This is a genomic window from Pseudarthrobacter sp. TRD_SC_9 (assembly GCF_055361265.1).
Map to the genome: position 1 here is coordinate 2,841,308 of NZ_CM143956.1, position 20,494 is coordinate 2,861,801.

26 protein-coding genes are annotated in these 20,494 nt (G+C 61.1%); all 26 read right to left on the reverse strand.

The window, feature by feature from the left end:
* Positions 1-16 precede the first annotated feature (16 nt).
* The 26 genes from ACWA13_RS13185 to fusA all read right to left on the reverse strand — a co-directional run bounded on the left by ACWA13_RS13185 (position 17) and on the right by fusA (position 20,452).
* On the reverse strand, positions 17-586 hold the full coding sequence (locus ACWA13_RS13185; protein ID WP_463937932.1) for an adenylate kinase: 570 nt from the start codon (positions 584-586) through the stop codon (positions 17-19).
* Between the two features lie 5 nt (positions 587-591).
* Positions 592-1,902 carry a preprotein translocase subunit SecY gene (gene secY, locus ACWA13_RS13190; RefSeq protein WP_463934649.1) on the reverse strand — a complete coding sequence of 437 codons (1,311 nt, stop codon included), beginning with the start codon at positions 1,900-1,902 and terminating at the stop codon, positions 592-594.
* 205 nt (positions 1,903-2,107) lie between these two features.
* The gene (gene rplO / locus ACWA13_RS13195; RefSeq protein ID WP_463934650.1) at positions 2,108-2,602 is read right to left on the reverse strand and encodes a 50S ribosomal protein L15; all 495 of its coding nucleotides are present in this window, start codon (positions 2,600-2,602) and stop codon (positions 2,108-2,110) included.
* A complete protein-coding gene (rpmD, locus tag ACWA13_RS13200) occupies positions 2,603-2,809 on the reverse strand; it encodes a 50S ribosomal protein L30 (RefSeq protein ID WP_330187443.1) in 207 nt (68 codons plus the stop codon).
* A gap of 3 nt (positions 2,810-2,812) precedes the next feature.
* On the reverse strand, positions 2,813-3,535 hold the full coding sequence (gene rpsE, locus ACWA13_RS13205; protein ID WP_425256349.1) for a 30S ribosomal protein S5: 723 nt from the start codon (positions 3,533-3,535) through the stop codon (positions 2,813-2,815).
* A complete protein-coding gene (rplR, locus tag ACWA13_RS13210; protein ID WP_463934651.1) occupies positions 3,532-3,915 on the reverse strand; it encodes a 50S ribosomal protein L18 in 384 nt (127 codons plus the stop codon). Before rplR ends, rpsE begins: the two co-directional genes overlap by 4 nt.
* Positions 3,916-3,917: 2 nt before the next feature.
* Positions 3,918-4,454, reverse strand: coding sequence for a 50S ribosomal protein L6 (gene rplF, locus ACWA13_RS13215; protein ID WP_330187440.1), 537 nt, complete (start codon positions 4,452-4,454; stop codon positions 3,918-3,920).
* Positions 4,455-4,472: 18 nt separating this feature from the next.
* Positions 4,473-4,871 (reverse strand): 30S ribosomal protein S8, encoded by a 399-nt coding sequence (gene rpsH, locus ACWA13_RS13220; RefSeq protein WP_284976373.1) that lies wholly within the window; start codon positions 4,869-4,871, stop codon positions 4,473-4,475.
* Positions 4,872-4,965: 94 nt separating this feature from the next.
* On the reverse strand, positions 4,966-5,547 hold the full coding sequence (rplE, locus tag ACWA13_RS13225) for a 50S ribosomal protein L5 (protein WP_463934652.1): 582 nt from the start codon (positions 5,545-5,547) through the stop codon (positions 4,966-4,968).
* Positions 5,547-5,906, reverse strand: a complete 360-nt coding sequence (gene rplX, locus ACWA13_RS13230; RefSeq protein WP_330187438.1) for a 50S ribosomal protein L24 — start codon at positions 5,904-5,906, stop codon at positions 5,547-5,549. The genes rplE and rplX overlap by 1 nt, the downstream gene beginning before the upstream one ends.
* Before the next feature lie 3 nt (positions 5,907-5,909).
* Complete coding sequence (rplN, locus tag ACWA13_RS13235; protein WP_024366126.1) at positions 5,910-6,278, reverse strand: 50S ribosomal protein L14; 369 nt, start codon at positions 6,276-6,278, stop codon at positions 5,910-5,912.
* A 389-nt stretch (positions 6,279-6,667) separates the two neighbouring features.
* Positions 6,668-6,976 (reverse strand): 30S ribosomal protein S17, encoded by a 309-nt coding sequence (rpsQ, locus tag ACWA13_RS13240; RefSeq protein ID WP_330187437.1) that lies wholly within the window; start codon positions 6,974-6,976, stop codon positions 6,668-6,670.
* Entirely contained in the window at positions 6,973-7,302 is a 330-nt protein-coding gene (gene rpmC, locus ACWA13_RS13245; protein ID WP_056737810.1) for a 50S ribosomal protein L29, read from the reverse strand. Before rpmC ends, rpsQ begins: the two co-directional genes overlap by 4 nt.
* Before the next feature lie 2 nt (positions 7,303-7,304).
* Entirely contained in the window at positions 7,305-7,721 is a 417-nt protein-coding gene (gene rplP, locus ACWA13_RS13250) for a 50S ribosomal protein L16 (RefSeq protein WP_013601829.1), read from the reverse strand.
* Entirely contained in the window at positions 7,722-8,567 is an 846-nt protein-coding gene (gene rpsC / locus ACWA13_RS13255) for a 30S ribosomal protein S3 (RefSeq protein WP_463934653.1), read from the reverse strand.
* The gene (gene rplV / locus ACWA13_RS13260) at positions 8,568-8,933 is read right to left on the reverse strand and encodes a 50S ribosomal protein L22 (protein WP_463934654.1); all 366 of its coding nucleotides are present in this window, start codon (positions 8,931-8,933) and stop codon (positions 8,568-8,570) included. It abuts the gene before it with no gap.
* Between the two features lie 38 nt (positions 8,934-8,971).
* Positions 8,972-9,253 carry a 30S ribosomal protein S19 gene (gene rpsS / locus ACWA13_RS13265; RefSeq protein WP_011775591.1) on the reverse strand — a complete coding sequence of 94 codons (282 nt, stop codon included), beginning with the start codon at positions 9,251-9,253 and terminating at the stop codon, positions 8,972-8,974.
* A gap of 12 nt (positions 9,254-9,265) precedes the next feature.
* Positions 9,266-10,105, reverse strand: coding sequence for a 50S ribosomal protein L2 (gene rplB / locus ACWA13_RS13270; RefSeq protein ID WP_463934655.1), 840 nt, complete (start codon positions 10,103-10,105; stop codon positions 9,266-9,268).
* Positions 10,106-10,134: 29 nt separating this feature from the next.
* On the reverse strand, positions 10,135-10,440 hold the full coding sequence (gene rplW / locus ACWA13_RS13275; RefSeq protein ID WP_463934656.1) for a 50S ribosomal protein L23: 306 nt from the start codon (positions 10,438-10,440) through the stop codon (positions 10,135-10,137).
* Positions 10,437-11,057 carry a 50S ribosomal protein L4 gene (gene rplD / locus ACWA13_RS13280; protein WP_463934657.1) on the reverse strand — a complete coding sequence of 207 codons (621 nt, stop codon included), beginning with the start codon at positions 11,055-11,057 and terminating at the stop codon, positions 10,437-10,439. The genes rplW and rplD overlap by 4 nt, the downstream gene beginning before the upstream one ends.
* A gap of 4 nt (positions 11,058-11,061) precedes the next feature.
* Positions 11,062-11,712, reverse strand: a complete 651-nt coding sequence (gene rplC / locus ACWA13_RS13285; protein WP_330187432.1) for a 50S ribosomal protein L3 — start codon at positions 11,710-11,712, stop codon at positions 11,062-11,064.
* A gap of 17 nt (positions 11,713-11,729) precedes the next feature.
* Positions 11,730-12,038, reverse strand: coding sequence for a 30S ribosomal protein S10 (gene rpsJ / locus ACWA13_RS13290; RefSeq protein WP_038464699.1), 309 nt, complete (start codon positions 12,036-12,038; stop codon positions 11,730-11,732).
* 405 nt (positions 12,039-12,443) lie between these two features.
* Positions 12,444-12,569 carry a hypothetical protein gene (locus tag ACWA13_RS13295; protein ID WP_463934658.1) on the reverse strand — a complete coding sequence of 42 codons (126 nt, stop codon included), beginning with the start codon at positions 12,567-12,569 and terminating at the stop codon, positions 12,444-12,446.
* A gap of 81 nt (positions 12,570-12,650) precedes the next feature.
* Positions 12,651-16,748, reverse strand: a complete 4,098-nt coding sequence (locus tag ACWA13_RS13300) for a hypothetical protein (RefSeq protein WP_463934659.1) — start codon at positions 16,746-16,748, stop codon at positions 12,651-12,653.
* 170 nt (positions 16,749-16,918) lie between these two features.
* Positions 16,919-18,109, reverse strand: coding sequence for an elongation factor Tu (gene tuf / locus ACWA13_RS13305; protein WP_463934660.1), 1,191 nt, complete (start codon positions 18,107-18,109; stop codon positions 16,919-16,921).
* 228 nt (positions 18,110-18,337) lie between these two features.
* Positions 18,338-20,452 (reverse strand): elongation factor G, encoded by a 2,115-nt coding sequence (fusA, locus tag ACWA13_RS13310; protein WP_463934661.1) that lies wholly within the window; start codon positions 20,450-20,452, stop codon positions 18,338-18,340.
* Positions 20,453-20,494 lie beyond the last annotated feature (42 nt).

A 20,494-nucleotide genomic window follows, 5' to 3' on the forward strand; every position in this document is an offset into this window, starting at 1 on the left:
CAGTCCTGCGCCTTGTTCAGGCGCTCTGGGCCTCTTTGATGGCCTGCATGACGCGATCGGTGACCTCGTCGATCCCGCCGATCCCGTCAACGCGGGTCAGGATGCCGCGTTCGGCATACTTGGCAACTACAGCTTCGGTCTGCTCGTGGTAAAGGTCCAGGCGATGGCGGATGACGGTCTCGTTGTCATCGCTGCGGCCCGTCTCCTTGGCACGGCCCAACAGGCGGGTCACAAGTTCTTCGTCATCGGCGGTCAGCTGCAGGACGACGTCGAGCGAGTCGTTGGCCTCCGCCAGGATTCCATCGAGGTAGTCAACCTGGGCTGTGGTGCGTGGGTAACCATCCAGCAGGAAACCGTCTTCGACGTCGGATTCACTGAGGCGGTCGCGAACCATCTTGTTGGTAACGCTGTCCGGGACGAAATCGCCGGCATCCATGTACTTCTTGGCTTCGAGGCCCAGCGGGGTCTCGCCCTTGACGTTGGCGCGGAAAATGTCGCCCGTGGAGATCGCCACGACACCGAGCCGCTCGGAGATCCGTTCCGCCTGTGTTCCCTTGCCGGAACCGGGAGGTCCGATTATCAGCATCTTGGTCATCGCAATAGCCCTTCGTAGTGACGCTGCTGGAGCTGCGCGTCAATCTGCTTTACCGTTTCCAGGCCGACACCCACCATGATCAGGATCGAGGTGCCGCCGAACGGGAAGTTCTGGTTGGCATTGATCAGTACGAGCGCCACCAGCGGAATCAACGCCACGAAGCCCAGGTAAAGGGCGCCGGGGAGGGTGATTCTGGCCAGTACGTACTGCAGGTAGTCCGCCGTGGGTTTGCCCGCACGGATACCCGGAATGAAGCCGCCGTACTTCTTCATGTTGTTCGAGACTTCTTCGGGGTTGAAGGTAATCGCAACATAGAAGTAAGTGAAGAAGACGATCATGCCGAAGTAGAGCGCCATGTAAATGGGCTGGTCGCCCAGGACCAGGTTGTTGCTGATCCACTCAACCCAGCCCGGAATCGGGTCACCGTTGGTGGGTGTATTGAACTGGGCGATCAGTCCCGGCAGGTACAGCATCGAAGAAGCAAAGATGACGGGTACGACGCCGGCCATGTTCACCTTGATGGGGATGTACGTGCTGGTTCCACCGACGGTCCGCCGGCCAACCATGCGCTTGGCGTACTGCACCGGGATGCGTCGCTGGGACTGCTCAACGAAGACCACCAGGGCAACCGTAATCAGGCCGATCACCAGGACCATGAAGAAGGTGCCCGGACCCTGCGAGGACCAGATGGCGCCGAGGGAGGTGGGGAAGGACGCTGCGATCGAGGTGAAGATCAGCAGCGACATGCCGTTGCCCACACCCTTTTCGGTGACGAGTTCGCCCATCCACATGATCAGGCCGGTGCCGGCCGTCAGCGTGATGATGATGAGGATGGTAGCGATGACACTGTCGTCCGGAATGATGGGCAGCGCACATCCTGGCAGCAACTGTCCGGAGCGGGCCAGTGAAACCAGCGTGGTGGCGTTCAGCAGGCCAAGGGCGATGGTGAGGTACCGCGTGTACTGGGTCAGCTTTGACTGTCCAGCGGCACCTTCCTCATACAGTTCCTGGAACCGGGGAATGACCACCCGGAGCAGTTGAACGATGATGCTGGCCGTGATGTACGGCATGATGCCCAATGCGAAGACCGAGACCTGCAGCAGCGCACCGCCGCTGAACAGGTTGACCAACTGGTACAGCCCACCGGCTGTCTGGCCGGCGGCCAAGCACTGCTGGACGTTCTGGTAGTCCACGCCCGGCGAGGGGATGAAGGCACCCAAGCGGAAGATCGTGATAATTCCCAGCGTGAACAGCAACTTGCGTCGCAGATCAGGCGTGCGAAAGGCCCGGCCAAATGCGCTAAGCACGCGTCCTCCTGAGGTGTTAAGAGAGTGGAGTGATGGGAGTCAAAGAATCCCAACAACCGAGTCTAACGGGTTGATGCGGAATGCGAACAATCGTAGGCCCGCCCGGCTGGAAACGGGTTAAGAAAAAACTCCCGATACACGGGGCCGAAGCCCCGCATACCGGGAGTCTGCAACGTGCAGAAGCAACGCCGTCGTCCAGGTTTCCCTAGAGGGCGGTGGTGGTGCCGCCTGCTGCTGCAATCTTTTCAGCTGCACTTGCCGAGAATGCGTCGACCGTGACATTCACCTTGACGGTGATGTCGCCGGTGCCCAGCACCTTGACGGGCTGGTTCTTGCGAACGGCACCCTTTGCAACCAGGTTCTCGACGGTGACGTCGCCACCTTCCGGGAACAGCTCGTTGAGCTTGTCCAGGTTTACAACCTGGAACTCAACCCGGAACGGGTTCTTGAAGCCGCGCAGCTTCGGCAGGCGCATGTGCAGCGGCAGCTGGCCGCCGGCAAAGCCAGCCTTGATCTGGTAGCGGGCCTTCGTACCCTTGGTACCGCGACCAGCGGTCTTACCCTTGGAACCTTCACCACGACCAACACGGGTCTTGGCGGTCTTGGCACCCGGGGCGGGACGCAGGTGGTGAACCTTCAGTGCGTTCTGCTTCTCAGCAGCGGCGCCCTGTGCCTTTTCGGCGGTGTTCTTCTCTGCCATTTACTTCGCCTCCTCTACCTTTACCAGGTGCGGAACCGTGTTGAGCATGCCAACGGTTACGGCATCGGCGGTACGGACCACAGTGTGACCGATCCGCTTCAGGCCGAGGGACCGAAGGGTTTCGCGCTGGTTCAGCTTGCCGCCAATGGCGGACTTGATCTGAGTGATCTCCAACTGGGCGTCGGAGGGAATCAGGTTCTTAGCCATGAGCTAGGCACCTACCTTCTGGTTCATCAGTGCCTTAACCAGAGCCGGAGGAGCGATCTCGTCCAGCGGCAGGCCACGGCGTGCTGCCACGGCTGCCGGCTCTTCGAGGCGCTTCAGGGCATCAACAGTCGCGTGAACGATGTTGATGGCGTTGGAAGAACCGAGCGACTTGGACAGGATGTCGTGGATGCCCACGCATTCCAGTACCGCACGCACCGGACCGCCGGCGATAACACCGGTACCGGCAGAAGCCGGACGCAGCATTACGACGCCTGCAGCAGCTTCACCCTGCACACGGTGCGGGATGGTGCTGCCAACGCGGGGAACGCGGAAGAAGGACTTCTTGGCTTCTTCAACACCCTTCGCGATTGCGGCGGGAACTTCCTTCGCCTTGCCGTAGCCGACGCCGACCATACCGTTACCGTCACCAACGACGACGAGTGCGGTGAAGCTGAAGCGACGACCACCCTTGACGACCTTGGAAACGCGGTTGATGGTTACAACGCGCTCTACGAACTGGCTCTTCTCGGCTTCGCGGCCGCCGTCGCGGCCACCACGGCCACCACGGCCGCCGTCGCGGCCACCACGTTCGCCGCCACGCTCGCCACCGCGACGGGCGCCACCACGGCGGTCGTCGGCGGCAGCTGCGGGGGCAGTGGCTTCAGCGGCTTCAGGGGCCTTCTGATCTGCAGACACAGTGTCCTTTTCCTTGTTTGCTTCCGTCACAGCGACAGCCCACCTTCACGTGCACCGTCAGCGACGGCGGCGATCCGGCCGTGGTACTTGTTGCCACCACGGTCGAAGACTACGGCTTCAACACCGGCAGCCTTCGCACGCTCGGCAACCAGCTCACCAACGCGCTTGGCCTTGGCGGTCTTGTCGCCGTCGAATGCACGCAGGTCCGCTTCCAGGGTGGAAGCGCTCGCTACGGTCTGACCAATGGTGTCGTCGACAACCTGGACAAATACGTGGCGTGCCGAACGGTTTACAACCAGACGGGGGCGTGCAGGCGTACCGGAGATGCGCTTGCGGATACGAAGCTGGCGACGGCTGCGTGAAGCAGCCTTGCTCTTGTTCGTACGCTTCTTGTTAATTGCGATGGCCATGGTTACTTACCAGCCTTTCCGACCTTGCGGCGGATGACTTCGCCGGCGTAGCGAATGCCCTTGCCCTTGTACGGGTCAGGCTTACGCAGCTTGCGAATATTGGCAGCAACCTCGCCGACCTGCTGCTTGTTGATACCTGCAACAGAGAGCTTGGTCGGGGACTCAACTGCAAAGGTGATGCCATCCGGGGCGGTAACGCTGACCGGGTGGCTGTAGCCGAGAGCGAACTCAAGGTCTGATCCCTTGGCCTGAACGCGGTAACCAGTACCAACGATTTCAAGCTTCTTCTCGTAGCCCTTGGTTACGCCCTCGATCATGTTGGAGATCAGGGTGCGGGTAAGGCCGTGGAGTGAACGGGAGGCGCGCTCGTCGTTCGGGCGGGCGACAGTCAGGGTTTCTGCTTCCAGAGTGACCTCGATCGGGCTGGCCACAGTGTGGTTCAGCTCGCCTTTGGCACCCTTGACGCTGACGACAGAGCCGTCAACCTTGACCTCAACGCCGGCAGGAACGGTGATGGGGAGACGTCCAATACGTGACATTATTCTCTTCCTTTCCCGTTACCAGACGTAGGCGAGGACTTCGCCGCCCACGCCCTTCTTGCCGGCTTGCTTGTCAGTCAACAGGCCGGAAGAGGTGGACAGGATTGCGATACCCAGGCCACCCAGCACATGCGGCAGGTTGGTGGACTTCGCGTAAACGCGCAGGCCAGGCTTGGAGATGCGGCGGACGCCAGCGATGGAACGCTCGCGGTTCGGACCAAACTTCAGGTCGAGAGTCAGCTTCTTGCCGACCTCTGCGTCCTCTTCCTTCCAGCCGGCGATGTAACCTTCGGCCTTCAGGATGTCGGCAACGCGTGCCTTGAGCTTGCTGTACGGCATGGACACGGAATCGTGGTAAGCCGAGTTTGCATTGCGCAGACGCGTAAGCATGTCTGCGACTGGATCAGTCATTGTCATGTGGGCTCTTGCCCTTCCTCATAACGGTTTCCGCGGGCTGGCTTCTGCAGGGATACTGCGTGGAGCCGGACCGCCGGACCTTTTACGTAGTTGATTAGTCTTCGGCCTTGAACGGGAAACCAAGCGCCTTCAGCAGCGCGCGGCCTTCGTCATCGGTCTTGGCAGTGGTAACAACCGTGATGTCCATACCGCGTACGCGGTCGATGGAATCCTGGTCGATCTCGTGGAACATAACCTGCTCGGTCAAACCGAAGGTGTAGTTACCGTTTCCGTCGAACTGGCGACCGCTGAGGCCACGGAAGTCGCGGATACGCGGGAGCGCCAGGGTGACCAGGCGGTCCAGGAATTCCCACATGCGGTCGCCACGCAGGGTAGCGTGCGCACCGATGGGCATGCCTTCGCGCAGCTTGAACTGTGCGATCGACTTGCGGGCCTTGGTTACCTGCGGCTTCTGGCCGGTGATCAGGGTGAGGTCGCGGACAGCGCCCTCGATCAGCTTGGAGTCCTTAGCGGCATCTCCAACACCCATGTTCACAACGACCTTCACCAGGCGGGGAACCTGGTTGACGTTTTCGTACTTGAATTCATCGCTGAGCGTGCTCTTGATGGATTCTGCGTACTTGGTCTTCAGACGAGGAACAATCTTCGCTGCCGGAGTCTCGAGAGTCTCAGTCATTAGATGTCCTTCCCTGAGCTCTTGGCCACGCGGATACGCACTTCACGCTTCACGCCATTGCGCTCAACGGTGTCGATGCGGAACCCTACGCGGGTGGGCTTCTTGGTGGACGGGTCTACCAGGGCCACGTTGGAGATGTGGATCGGAGCTTCGACAACTTCGATGCCACCGGTCTTGGTGCCGCGCTGCGACTGACCGACCTTGGTGTGCTTGGTGACGCGGTTGATGCCCTCGACCAACACACGGTTGGTGTCCGGGAATACACGCAGGACCTTGCCCTGCTTGCCGCGGTCGCCGCCGCGCTCAGCCTTGGCGCCAGTGATGACCTGAACCAGGTCACCCTTCTTGATCTTAGCCATGGACTAAAGCACCTCCGGAGCCAGAGAAACGATCTTCATGAACTTCTTGTCACGAAGTTCACGACCAACCGGTCCGAAGATGCGGGTACCACGGGGGTCACCGTCAGCCTTCAGGATCACAGCTGCGTTCTCGTCAAACTTAATGTAGGAACCATCCGCACGGCGGCGTTCCTTCTTGGTACGGACGATGACAGCCTTGACGACATCGCCCTTCTTTACGTTGCCGCCCGGGATTGCATCCTTGACGGTGGCGACGATGACGTCACCAATACCTGCGTAGCGACGGCCAGATCCACCGAGAACGCGAATGGTAAGGATTTCCTTAGCACCCGTGTTGTCGGCGACCTTGAGTCGCGACTCCTGCTGAATCACTATCTACTCCTTGCGTCGCGCCGGTTCTCAGACCGAAAATCTTCCTACGGAATGAGCCTTGCGGAACGGTTGATCGGGGTGTCTCTTGACCTGCCTGGATTTTGCCAGACCAGGCCTAAACTCCCGTGCCAAAAACATGTGCACCCCAGCCCCGGACCCAGGGGATCGGAGGCAAGGGGGCATTATGCCGTGGCACGATTGTTTACGAGTTGATGACGGCGCACGAAAGGCGCCATACAAACTCAATATCCTAGCACACCTACGCCTCTCCCCCATATCACACGGCGGCCGCTGCCACACAGCGACGTTTCAGAAATACCGAGCCGTGCCAGGCTTAAAAGCGAAGGCCCCTGCTCCCAGAAGGGAACAGGGGCGTTCACGGAAAAGACCTACTTGGCCTTTTCGAGGATCTCTACCAGACGCCACCGCTTGGTAGCGGACAGCGGGCGGGTCTCGGCGAGGAGAACGAGGTCGCCGATGCCGGCGGTGTTCTCTTCGTCGTGAGCCTTGATCTTGGTGTTGCGGCGGATGACCTTGCCGTAAAGGGCGTGCTTTACGCGGTCTTCAACCTGGACAACGATGGTCTTTTCCATCTTGTCCGAGACCACGTAACCGCGCTTCGTTTTACGGTAACCGCGCTCAACAGCCTCGGCTGCTGCGGAAACAGTTTCCGTCACGTTCTCGTCCTTTTCACTCACTTGGCATCCTCCTCGGTTTCAACCGTTTCGGCCTTGTCGGCCTTCTTGGTTGCAGCCTTCTTGGATTTCTTTTCTTCCTTGGCTTCCACAACCGGTGCGGCAACCTCGGCACGAATGCCCAGTTCGCGTTCGCGGAGAACGGTGTAGATACGTGCGATGTCCTTCTTTACCGCGCGCAGACGACCGTGGTTCTCCAGCTGACCGGTGGCTGACTGGAAACGCAGATTGAACAGCTCTTCCTTGGACTTGCGGAGCTCCTCTACCAGACGCTCGTTATCGAAACCGTCCAGCTGTGCCGGAGCCAGATCCTTGGACCCTACTGCCATTTCTATTCACCACCTTCGCGACGCAGAATGCGTGCCTTCAACGGGAGCTTGTGGATTGCAAGGCGCAGGGCCTCGCGGGCTACCGATTCCTCGACGCCGGAGATCTCAAAGAGAACCCGGCCCGGCTTGACGTTCGCGACCCACCATTCCGGTGAACCCTTACCGGAACCCATGCGGGTTTCGGCGGGCTTCTTGGTCAACGGACGGTCCGGGTAAATGTTGATCCAGACCTTGCCGCCACGCTTGATGTGGCGGGTCATCGCAATACGGGCAGACTCGATCTGACGGTTGGTAACGTAAGCCGGGCTCAGGGCCTGGATGCCGTACTCACCGAAGGAGACCTTGGTGCCGCCCGTAGCAGCGCCGGAACGACCCGGGTGGTGCTGCTTACGGTGCTTGACTCGACGTGGGATAAGCATTTAAGCCTGTCCTCCTTCTACAGCCTGCGCCGGAGCGGCGACTGCTGCCTCAGCTGCCGGAGCCTCAGCAGCCGGAGCTGCCTCGGTTGCCGGACGGTCGTTGCGACGACGGCGGTCACCGCGGTCAGCGCCAGCCGGGCGGCCCGGACGATCGCTGGGACCACGGCCGCGGGACGGAGCAGCGGCGGCCTGCTGGGCCAGCTGCTTCGCCGTGACGTCACCCTTGTAGATCCAGACCTTCACGCCAATGCGGCCGAAGGTGGTCTTGGCTTCGTAGAAGCCGTAGTCGATGTTCGCACGGAGGGTGTGCAGGGGCACACGGCCTTCGCGGTAGAACTCCGAGCGGGACATTTCAGCGCCACCCAGTCGACCCGAGCAGGCGATACGGATGCCCTTGGCACCTGCACGCTGTGCGGACTGCATGGCCTTCTTCATCGCACGGCGGAATGCCACGCGGGAAGTGAGCTGCTCAGCAACGCCCTGGGCAACAAGCTGTGCTTCCATCTCGGGGTTCTTGACCTCGAGGATGTTCAGCTGAACCTGCTTGCCGGTGAGCTTTTCGAGCTCACCGCGAATGCGGTCTGCTTCTGCTCCACGGCGGCCAATGACGATGCCCGGGCGTGCCGTGTGGATGTCCACGCGGACACGGTCACGGGTGCGCTCGATTTCGACCTTGGCGATACCGGCGCGCTCCATGCCCGTGGACATGAGCTGGCGGATACGGATGTCTTCGCGAACGAAGTCCTTGTACCGCTGTCCGGCCTTGGTGCTGTCAGCGAACCAGTGCGATACGTGATCGGTGGTGATGCCGAGTCGGAACCCGTGCGGGTTTACTTTCTGTCCCACTTAGCGAACCTCCTCTTTCTCGGGGGAAGCGACTACCACAGTGATGTGGCTGGTGCGCTTCTTGATCTGAAATGCACGACCCTGAGCACGCGGCTGGAACCGCTTCATGGTCGGGCCTTCATCAACAAAGGCTTCGCTGATGATGAGGTCACCTTCGTCAAACGCAACGCCATCGCGGTCCGCGAGGACCCGGGCGTTGGAGATTGCCGACTGAACTACCTTGAATACCGGCTCCGAAGCTGCCTGGGGGGCAAACTTCAGAATTGCCAGAGCCTCATTCGCTTGCAAACCACGAACAAGGTTGACGACGCGCCGGGCCTTCATAGGCGTTACGCGGATGTGACGCGCAATTGCCTTGGCTTCCATTGCTTTCCTTCTCTCGTCTTTGACGTAAGTGCAGGCGCCTAGCGGCGCTTGCCCTTACGGTCGTCCTTGACATGGCCGCGGAATGTCCGCGTAGGAGCGAATTCGCCGAGCTTGTGCCCGACCATCGACTCAGTGACAAACACCGGAATGTGCTTGCGTCCGTCGTGTACGGCGATCGTGTGCCCGAGCATGTCGGGGATGATCATCGACCGGCGGGACCAGGTCTTAATGACGTTCTTAGTGCCCTTATCGTTTTCCCTGGCGACCTTTACAAAGAGGTGCTGGTCAACGAAAGGACCTTTTTTCAGGCTGCGTGGCATGTGTCCAGGCTCCTATCGCTTGTTCTTGCCAGTACGACGGCGACGAACAATAAGCTTGTCGCTCTCTTTGTTGGGACGGCGGGTGCGACCTTCGCGCTTACCGTTGGGGTTGACGGGGTGACGTCCACCGGACGTCTTACCCTCGCCACCACCGTGCGGGTGGTCGACCGGGTTCATGGCTACACCACGGACCGTCGGACGGACACCCTTCCAGCGCATACGGCCGGCCTTGCCCCAGTTGATGTTCGACTGCTCGGCGTTACCGACCTCGCCGATGGTTGCGCGGCAGCGCACATCAACGTTGCGGATTTCGCCGGAGGGCAGACGCAGCTGGGCGAAACGGCCTTCCTTGGCGACAAGCTGAACAGACGCACCGGCGGAGCGTGCCATCTTGGCACCGCCACCTGGACGCAGCTCAACAGCGTGGATAACAGTACCCACGGGGATGTTGCGCAGCGGCAGGTTGTTGCCCGGCTTGATGTCGGCATTGGCGCCGGCCTCAACGAAGTCGCCCTGTGAGAGCTTGTTCGGGGCGATGATGTAACGCTTGGTGCCATCAACGTAGTGCAGGAGCGCGATGCGAGCCGTACGGTTCGGGTCGTACTCGATTTCGGCAACGCGGGCGTTGACGCCGTCCTTGTCGTGACGACGGAAGTCGATCAGACGGTACTGGCGCTTGTGCCCACCACCCTTGTGACGGGTCGTGATCTTGCCGGAGTTGTTACGTCCACCCTTTTTCGGGAGGGGACGAACCAACGACTTTTCCGGCGTCGAACGCGTGATTTCAGTGAAGTCCGCTACGCTCGAGCCACGACGGCCCGGTGTAGTCGGCTTGTATTTACGGATTCCCATAATTTATTTCCTCGTTAAAGTGGTCTCCGCTACGCGAGCGGACCGCCGAAGATGTCGATAGTGCCTTCTTTGAGGGAGACAATCGCACGCTTGGTGTTCTTGCGCTGACCCCATCCGAATTTGGTCCGCTTGCGCTTACCGGCACGGTTGATGGTGTTGATCGATTCGACCTTGACGGAGAAAATCTTCTCCACGGCCAGCTTGATCTCGGTCTTGTTCGAGCGGGGGTCCACCAGGAAGGTGTACTTGCCCTCATCGATCAGGCCGTAGCTTTTTTCCGAAACGACGGGTGCAAGCACAACGTCGCGAGGATCTTTGATGGTGGCTGCACTCACTTGGCATCCTCCTCATTGTTTGCAGCCTTCGCGGCAACGAATGCCTCGTAAGCAGCCTTGGTGAAGACGACGTCATCGGACACGAGTACGTCGTAGGTGTTCAGCTGATCTACATACAGAACGTGAACTGCCTCGAGGTTGCGCACGGACAGTGCAGCAACATCGTTGGAGCGCTCGATGACGACCAACAGGTTCTTGCGGTCCGAGACGCCGCGCAGCGTAGCCAGTGCTGCCTTGGAAGAGGGCTTGGTGCCTTCTACCAGGTCAGCAACGACGTGGATGCGGCCGTTACGGGCACGGTCAGAGAGTGCGCCGCGCAGTGCAGCAGCAATCATCTTCTTGGGGGTCCGCTGGCTGTAGTCACGAGGAGTCGGGCCGTGGACGATGCCACCACCGGTCATGTGAGGAGCACGGATTGAACCCTGACGGGCGCGGCCGGTGCCCTTCTGCTTGAACGGCTTGCGGCCTGCACCGGAAACTTCAGCGCGGGTCTTGGTCTTGTGGGTACCCTGACGGGCAGCAGCGAGCTGTGCAACGACGACCTGGTGCAGCAGGGGCACGTTGGTCTGAACGTCGAAGATCTCTGCAGGCAGGTCTACCTGGACAGTGTTAGCCATTGAACTAGGCTCCCTTCACGGCAGTGCGTACGAGGACGACCTGGCCGCGGGCGCCGGGAACGGCACCCTTGATAAGGAGCAGCGACTTCTCGACGTCAACCGCGTGAACCGTGAGGTTCATGGTGGTGTGACGAACGGCGCCCATGCGGCCGGCCATTTTCATGCCCTTGAAGACGCGGCTCGGGGTGGATGCGCCACCGATTGAACCGGGCTTACGGTGGTTCTTGTGGGCACCGTGGGAAGCTCCAACGCCGTGGAAGCCGTGACGCTTCATAACACCGGCGAAGCCCTTGCCCTTGGAGGTGCCAATGACGTCGATCTTCTGGCCGGCTTCGAAGACCTCTACCGAGAGCTCCTGGCCAAGCGCGTACTCAGCAGCATCTGCGGTACGGATTTCGACGACGTGACGGCGAGGCGTGACGCCTGCCTTTTCAAAGTGACCAGCCAGCGGCTTGGTGACCTTGCGGGGATCGATCTGGCCGTAGCCGATCTGAACAGCGACGTAGCCATCTACCTCTGCGTTACGCAGCTGGGTGATGACGTTCGAATCTGCCTGGACCACAGTGACGGGGATGAGCTTGTTGTTCTCGTCCCAGACCTGGGTCATGCCGAGCTTCGTGCCCAGCAGGCCCTTTACGTTACGGGTTGCGGTCATAGTCTCTCAGCACCTCCCTACAGCTTGATTTCGATGTTCACGTCGGCCGGCAGGTCGAGGCGCATAAGCGAGTCGACGGCCTTGGGCGTGGGATCGATGATGTCGATAAGACGCTTGTGCGTGCGCATTTCAAAGTGCTCGCGGCTGTCCTTGTACTTGTGCGGAGAGCGGATAACACAGTAAATGTTCTTCTCCGTAGGCAGCGGCACGGGGCCAACTACCGTTGCGCCTGCGCGCGTGACCGTCTCAACGATCTTCCGCGCTGAAACATCAATGACCTCGTGGTCATATGACTTCAGCCGGATGCGGATTTTTTGTCCCGCCATGTCGCCTGACTCTCTTTCAGTCTTTGCTTCCCCTGAATAGGGCTGCCCTGTTTACTTGCATGTTGCATGTGGCTGCCGAAGCATTTGAAGTCTGGACTACCACCCGCCGCACAAGCTGAATCCGGAAGAATCCGGGTTCCTCAACCTGCCGACGTAACCGACCCCCGCGGTCGGGCGTGTCGCGATTTCCACGCATACAAATCCGCATTCCAGGGGTTTGGGTTATGTTTGGTCTTCAACTTGGACCCTGACACCCGGCATTATCCGGATCGGGACGCGAAGAAGCGCTTGAACAACTCATCTAGTATGCCGGATATTATCGGCAGAAGCGAATCCCGGCTTTGCGGATGCCTGCAGGACCTGCCTGAAGGTCCTGCAGGAGGCTCGGTAGAGCGTGTGGAGTGACTACTCTTTCCGGTTTGACCGGTTGATGCGCTTGGCGCGGTCGATCTCACGGCTGAAGTGCTTGCGTACCCAGAAGACGCCGGCCACAACGGCCACCGCCACCAGGAGGAATATAAGCCAGGTCATGGTGAGTCCCTTCGTCGGGTGCCAGCCTATCAGTTGCCGTATTGCCCGTCCCCGCGGAAGTTGCTGTTCGACGGCGGCATGTCAGGTCCCGGGTTTGCTGCGGTTCAGGCGCCAGAGCGCAAAGGCAATAAGTCCGACGGCGATCAGCGCCAGGAGCGCAAAGGTGTACTCCCGCATCGCCCACATTACGCACAACGCCACGCCGGCCGCTCCCCACCAGACGAAGGTCCGCTCTCCCAGGAGGAAGCCGCCCAACATCAGTACCGCCATGGCAGCCAGCATCCACAGCTGCTGGCCTCCAGTCCCGCCGAAGATCACCAGCACCCCGCTCAGGGTCAACAAGCCGGCACCGGTTCCCAGGATCAGCCTGCCTGCCAGGTCCTGCCCGCTGACGAAGCGAAGGGAGCCCAGCACAGCGGCCAGGATCACGTACCACTGCAAGAGCCAGAAAAAGTCAGGCCACGGGCCGGGACCGGTCAGCGGCAGCAGGGCCGCCCGCTGCACGGAGATCGTAACGGCGAGTGCGCCCAGTTCCAGCACAGCCCGTCGATGCGCCTGTGGCGCCTCAGTTTGAGCGATGGCGGCAGTGACCAGCACCAGCACGGCACCGACCCAGGCGGTGCCGTCGTCCTGCAGGCCCATCAGGGCTGCGAACGCAAACCCGGCGCCAGCAGTGACGGCAAGGCTCCACCGAGCTACGTCCTGATGGGTCAACCAGGGACGGAGGAGAAGTCTTATCAGATACAGGACCACGGCTGCCGGAACTATCCCGGCGAGCCAGGGAAAGTAGCCGTCCCATGGACGGCCGAGATCCAGGGCGTTCCCCGCAGCAGCTCCGGCGGCGAGGACATAGGCGCCGGGCAGGACCAGAGCGGCTGCGGGCGGGCAGGCCCAGGGAAGTGCTTCCACCCAGGACACTGCGAACAACACAAGAGCAAGGACCAGCAACGCAATTCCGGCGAGCCAGTCCTCTACCGGGTCAGCAGTTGCCCATGCCCCCAGGACCGCAACAGCGCTGAAGGTAGTTGCACTGACCGCCCACAGCCAGTGTTCCGGCCCGGCTGCATTGTGATGCCGCCGGACAATACCTGATCCTGTTGTGGCCAGGGCCAACGCCATCAGCAAGGCGGCCACTCCCCTGCTGTCCAGCAACTCCTGACCAAAGACCCCGCGCAGCTGACCCATGGCATTGACCGGCCCGAGCATCAGGACGCCGAACAGCACTGAATACGGCACAAAGTAGGAGGCGCCAAGCGCACTGAACAGTTTCCTGGCCACGATTGCCGAAACTGCCAGGAGACCCAGCGATACGAACAGCACCCATCGGCCGCCGTCGGCTTCCATGGTGTTGCCGCCGAATGGCTGCAGCAGATAGCCCAGCGGCAACAGTGCCTGGCCTGCCAGCGTGATCCAGACTGCCGCCTGCTGGAACGGAACGTCGGCAAGCCGGCGGCGCATCAGCCATCGGATAACGTGCTGGGCGGCGAGCACGGCGGCGAGCGTGAGCGTCACCACCGTAGCGGAAGCCGCGATGTCATAACTCAGTACCACGGTCAGGGCGGCGGTGAGCACCCTGGCGGCAACGAAGTAGCTTCCCTTGGCCTTGCGGGATGCAGCCGCCACAACCATCACCGCACTGAAGGCGGCAAATACGGCCAGCACCGTCTCGGTACCGGCCAAGTCTCCCCACAGCGTAACCAGTAGTACAAGGAAGGTGGCTGGCGCAAACCAGATGGCCGCAGGCCTGCCGCGAAGAACATATCCTGAAACTGCCGAGCTGAGCGAGACTGCTGCCACAACGCTGAGCAGCTGGATCTGACCCGGCTGTGCTAAAACAACCGAGGCTGCCGCAATAAGCTGGAGAGCCAGGAACGCCCCCACATCAGCAGCCACCCATGACGGGGCCCCCGTCCGCAGTTCCGCGGCAAGCGGGAATACCAGCTGCACGGCAAGGACCAGCACCAGCACCGCGGCTGCCCCTACGGGTTGGCCGCCGATAACCCATGGACCGCTGCCGGCATTCCACTGCAGGAAGAGGGACAGCGCCAAGCCGGTCCCGGCGGCCCTGGACAACAGCCAGTAAGCCGCCCGGTGCTCGGGGAGCTTGACCTTCGCCCCGCACGCCACGAAGTAAGCCAGCACCATGGCAAGGGCAGAGTTGCCTGTGCCGCGGCCTGCCTCGAGGAACAACAACGGCACCGTGACGCCCGCGGCCACGAAGGGCAGTACCTCGGGAAGCTGCCATAACCGGCCGACAGCCTTTGCCGGGGATTCCATACCGCTTTGAATGTGGATGAGAAGCAGGAACGCTGACACCAGGGTCGCAGCCAGCAAGGCCAGGCCACTCACTACGGTGAAGCCCTGCCCGTCGCTGCGGTCCATGGTTGTGAGAGCCGCAAAGGCGAAGAGTCCGGCCCCGGTGAACCATGCCAAAGAACCGGCCGGAGCGGCGGCCGGAACCTGGAAACGGACCATTACTGCGGTGGCCAGTTGCTGGCACACCACTGCTAAAACCAAGGCCAGCAGTGCGTGCGAAGCCTGCTCCGGGCGGGGACCCACCGCAGCCAGAACCACGAACGGCACCGCGGCGGTGCCGGCCCATCGGGCGGCCAGGACCAGCCGGCTGCGTGCTGTTTCCACCGCATAGATTGTGCGGACTCCCCAGAAGATGGCAACAGTGATGAACATCCCGGCGACAAACCAGCGGTCCAGTTCCCCGGAAAGCACGAGTGCGGCAGCGATGGCGGCGGGCGGCGCTCCTTCTGTCGGGCCGCCTAGCAGGAAGGCAATCACCATGGCCGTGAGCAGTGCCGCCACAACGGGTACAAGCAGCGGAGTTACGGCGTCCGGCTGATCAATCAGGGGCAGATTGACGAACCAGAAGGAGATGCCGAAGGCAACGGTAAGCAGTAGCTCCAGGCCGAAGGTCACCATCGCATCCGTGCGCCATCGGGCGGCCGCCGTTCCGGACTGCGGTGCAGCCGGGCGCGCAGGCATCCAGCGTTGCAGGCTTTCGCGGCCAACGGCAACGAAGATCGCCTGGCCCGCAAGCACCATGGCAGCCAGCAGGAAACCGTCCTGGAACCCGCTGCCCAGGTGCCAGCCAAGACTGACGGCACCAATCGTGAGGGTCACACGGGCACCGTAGAAATAGGCGGTCCGGCGCTTGGCATCGGCGACGGCCATCACCGTAAAGTACGCAGTGGCCATGGCCATGACCAGGGAATGTTCGGCCGCACCCAGCTGCGGAGCTACTGTGGCAATCCCCGCGACGGCCGGCACAAGGTAGGGATGGACGTCCCGAAGCGGCCTGATGTACAGCGGCGGGATCCAGCCGGGCCGGCGGAGGGAAAGCAGCGTGAGCAACACGGCAACCCCGATCAACCCGGTGAAATGCCAGACCAAGGCCCCGCCAAGCACCGAGACGCCGGATACGGCAGTAGAGATCACGAACGTCAGCGATAGATAGACCAACACCATGCTGTTGAGCCTGACCGCGGCCGCCATGTAGGCAACCACACCCAGCAGCGAGGTCAGCAACCACGCAACGGGGCCGTTGGGGAGGGCAAAATTATACATGGCCAGGCCCACGATTGGCACCAACGCGAGCCCGGTCCCGGCGAACGCGACGGCGGCCGGCCGGAGCTGTGGCGAACGGGCGTGGAGCACCATCCCAGCACCATAGAACGCGGCAGTTACTGCACATACCCCGGCAAAGCGAAGGCCGGGCGGCAGGCTGGTTCCGATGAACAAGGTGGCGGCTGCCACCAGCAACAGGCTCGCCACGTACAAGATGATGTTGATGTTCTGCCGGTCAGGCTTCTCCTTGCGCGCGCGCATCTCAGCGGGGGTCCGGCCTGGGAAGGCCGGCTTCGACGCCGTTGCAATGACCGGCCGCGCGGTAGGGGCCGTGGGTTCTGACGAGGCAAAAGGTGCTGAGGCGGCTGGGAGCTGGGGAGCGAACCGAGGGTTGGACCCCACCGGAACGGACGGATGCGCCGCAGCCGGGTGCAGGTGTTGTGGCAGCTGGGTTCCAGTCGCTTGCACCGCTACGTACTCCGGCGGTCCGCCTGCCGGCGTCGAACGTTCCATAGCATCCTGTTCGACCTTGGTCAGCGCATCACGCCAACCCTGCAGGTGCCCCGCTCGATAGCCGGCTTCGTACGAGGCATCGTTCATGGCAGAGCCTTCCGTTGGTTGAGGACCTGTCCGTGTCGAGAAATTAGGGACGGGGTAGTTAAATCCATTCAATGGATAAATATAGTAAAAAGCAACCCCGCTGCGTATGCAGCGGGGTTGCGATGGAAGACCACGGCCGTCGCCGTCCGGGTCATCCCAAGCAGCAGATGCTACTTGTTGATCTTGGTGACTCGTCCTGAACCAACGGTGCGGCCGCCTTCGCGGATAGCGAAGCCGAGGCCCTCTTCCATTGCGATGGGCTGGATGAGCGCAACGGTCATCTCAGTGTTGTCGCCGGGCATAACCATTTCCGTGCCCTCAGGCAGGGTGATAACGCCGGTAACGTCCGTCGTGCGGAAGTAGAACTGCGGGCGGTAGTTGGAGTAGAACGGGTTGTGACGTCCGCCTTCGTCCTTGGAGAGGATGTAGACGTTAGCCTCGAAGTCGGTGTGCGGGGTGATGGAACCCGGCTTGACGACAACCTGGCCGCGCTCTACGTCATCACGCTTCAGACCGCGGAGCAGGAGGCCACAGTTCTCGCCGGCCCATGCTTCGTCGAGCTGCTTGTGGAACATCTCGATACCAGTGACCGTGGTCTTCTGGACCGGGCGGATGCCGACGATCTCAACCTCGGAGTTGATGGCGAGGGTTCCACGCTCGGCGCGGCCCGTAACAACGGTGCCACGGCCGGTGATGGTGAAAACATCTTCGATCGGCATGAGGAAGGGCTTGTCGCGGTCGCGGATGGGGTCCGGAACGGACTCATCTACGGCAGCCATCAGGTCCTCGACGGACTTGACCCACTCGGGATCGCCTTCCAGAGCCTTCAGGCCGGAAACGCGAACGACGGGTGCTTCGTCACCATCGAAGCCCTGTGAGCTCAGGAGCTCACGGACTTCCATTTCAACGAGGTCCAGCAGTTCTTCGTCATCAACCATGTCGGCCTTGTTCAGCGCGACCAGCAGGTAGGGAACACCAACCTGGCGGGCGAGCAGAACGTGCTCGCGGGTCTGTGCCATCGGGCCGTCAGTGGCGGCAACCACGAGGATTGCACCGTCCATCTGTGCAGCACCGGTGATCATGTTCTTGATGTAGTCAGCGTGACCCGGGGCGTCTACGTGTGCGTAGTGGCGCTTCTCGGTCTGGTACTCAACGTGGGAGATGTTGATGGTAATGCCGCGCTGACGCTCTTCGGGAGCAGAGTCGATCGACGCGAAGTCACGCTTCTCGTTGAGAGTCGGGTACTTGTCGTACAGCACCTTGGAAATGGCGGCCGTCAACGTCGTCTTACCGTGGTCAACGTGACCAATGGTGCCGATGTTAACGTGCGGCTTAGTCCGCTCGAACTTTGCCTTTGCCACAGGTTCCTCCTAGAACGTTTTCAAATGACTTACCCTTCAACCGCGCTTATCGCGGCAGAAACTCAGGTAAGTCTACTTGGGGGGCTTTGGATTGGTGAAATTGCAGATTCAGGAACTAATACTAGTGCCTCGAGCCTGTTCGTGCAGATGGCCGGGGCCCGGCCATCTGCACCAGGTGAGCTTCCTATAACCGGAAACGCACCCAAGTTTGCTGCGTAAGTCCGAAGACTACTCGCCGCGGGTCTTCTGGATGATCTCGTCGGCAACGGCCTTCGGGACCTCGGCATAGCTGTTGAAGGTCATGGAGTAAACAGCACGGCCCTGGGTCTTCGAACGCAGGTCGCCAATGTAGCCGAACATGCCGGACAGCGGGACGTGCGCACGGATGACCTTGACACCCTGTGCATCTTCCATGGACTGCATCTGGCCACGACGGGAGTTCAGGTCACCGATAACCTCACCCATGTATTCCTCAGGGGTGCGGACCTCAACATCCATGAGCGGTTCAAGCAGAACAGGGTTCGCCTTGCGTGCGGCTTCCTTGAAAGCCATACGGCCGGCGATCTTGAACGCCATTTCCGAAGAGTCAACATCGTGGTAAGCGCCGTCAATCAGCGTCGCCTTGATACCGACAACCGGGTAACCGGCCAGGACGCCATCGTTCAGCGCATCCTGGATACCAGCGTCAACGGAAGGAATGTACTCGCGGGGAACGCGGCCACCAGTGACCTTGTTCTCGAACGCGTACAGCTCGCCTTCGGCGGTGTCCATCGGCTCGATGGCGATCTGGATCTTTGCGAACTGACCCGAACCACCTGTCTGCTTCTTGTGGGTGTAGTCGTGGCGTTCGACAGCGCGCTTGATGGTTTCGCGGTACGCAACCTGCGGCTTGCCGACGTTTGCCTCGACCTTGAATTCCCGGCGCATGCGGTCCACCAGGATGTCCAGGTGGAGCTCGCCCATGCCGGCGATGATGGTCTGGCCGGTGTCTTCGTTGAGGGAGACCTGGAAGGTCGGGTCCTCAGCGGAGAGCTTCTGGATGGCCGTGGAGAGCTTCTCCTGGTCACCCTTGGTGTTCGGCTCGATGGCAACCGAGATCACGGGCTCCGGGAAGCTCATGGACTCAAGAACGATCTGGTTGGCCGAATCACACAGGGTGTCACCCGTGGTGGTGTCTTTCAGGCCGATGGCTGCGTAGATGTGGCCTGCGGTAGCACCATCAACAGGCATTTCCTTGTTGGCGTGCATCTGGAACAGCTTGCCGATGCGCTCCTTCTTGCCCTTGGTGGAGTTGACCACCTGTGCGCCTGCTTCCACGTGACCGGAGTACACGCGGATGAAAGTGAGCTGGCCGAAGAAGGGGTGCGCGGCGATCTTGAACGCCAGTGCTGAGAACGGCTCTTCGGAAGAAGGCTTACGGGTAAGCTCCTTCTCTTCGTCGCGAGGATCGTGACCGATCATCGGGGGGACGTCGAGCGGGTTCGGCAGGTAATCGACGACGGCATCCAGCATGGGCTGCACGCCACGGTTCTTGAACGCCGAACCACAGAAGATCGGGTACAGCTCGGAGTTGATCGTCATCTTGCGGATGCCGGCCTTCAGTTCCTCAACGGTGAGTTCTTCACCTTCGAGGTACTTCTCCATGAGCTCTTCGGAAGCTTCTGCAACCGTCTCCACCAGGGCGGCACGGTATTCGTCGGCCTTCGCCTGAAGATCAGCCGGAATTTCCTGAACTTCGTACTTGGCGCCCATGGTGACGTCACCCTTGGCATCGCCAGGCCAGACCAGTGCGCGCATTTCGAGCAGGTCCACAACGCCAATGAAGTCGTTTTCGGAACCGATCGGAAGCTGCATGACCAGCGGCTTGGCACCCAGGCGGCTGATGATGGTGTCTACGGTGAAGTAGAAGTCAGCGCCCAGCTTGTCCATCTTGTTGACGAAGCAGATGCGGGGGACGTTGTACTTGTCAGCCTGGCGCCATACGGTCTCAGACTGGGGCTCAACGCCTTCCTTGCCATCGAACACGGCAACGGCGCCGTCGAGGACGCGCAGGGAGCGCTCAACCTCGACGGTGAAGTCAACGTGGCCGGGGGTGTCGATGATGTTGATCTGGTTGTTTTCCCAGAAGCAGGTCACGGCGGCAGACGTGATCGTAATGCCGCGTTCCTTTTCCTGTTCCATCCAGTCAGTGGTGGAGGCGCCGTCGTGCGTCTCACCAATCTTGTGGTTCACACCCGTGTAGAACAGGATGCGCTCGGTAGTAGTGGTCTTGCCGGCATCAATGTGGGCCATGATGCCGATGTTGCGGACCTTGCTGAGGTCGGTAAGCACGTCCTGTGCCACGGGGTCTCCCTTTCGGATGAACTACGCGTCCGCCGCCGGCAG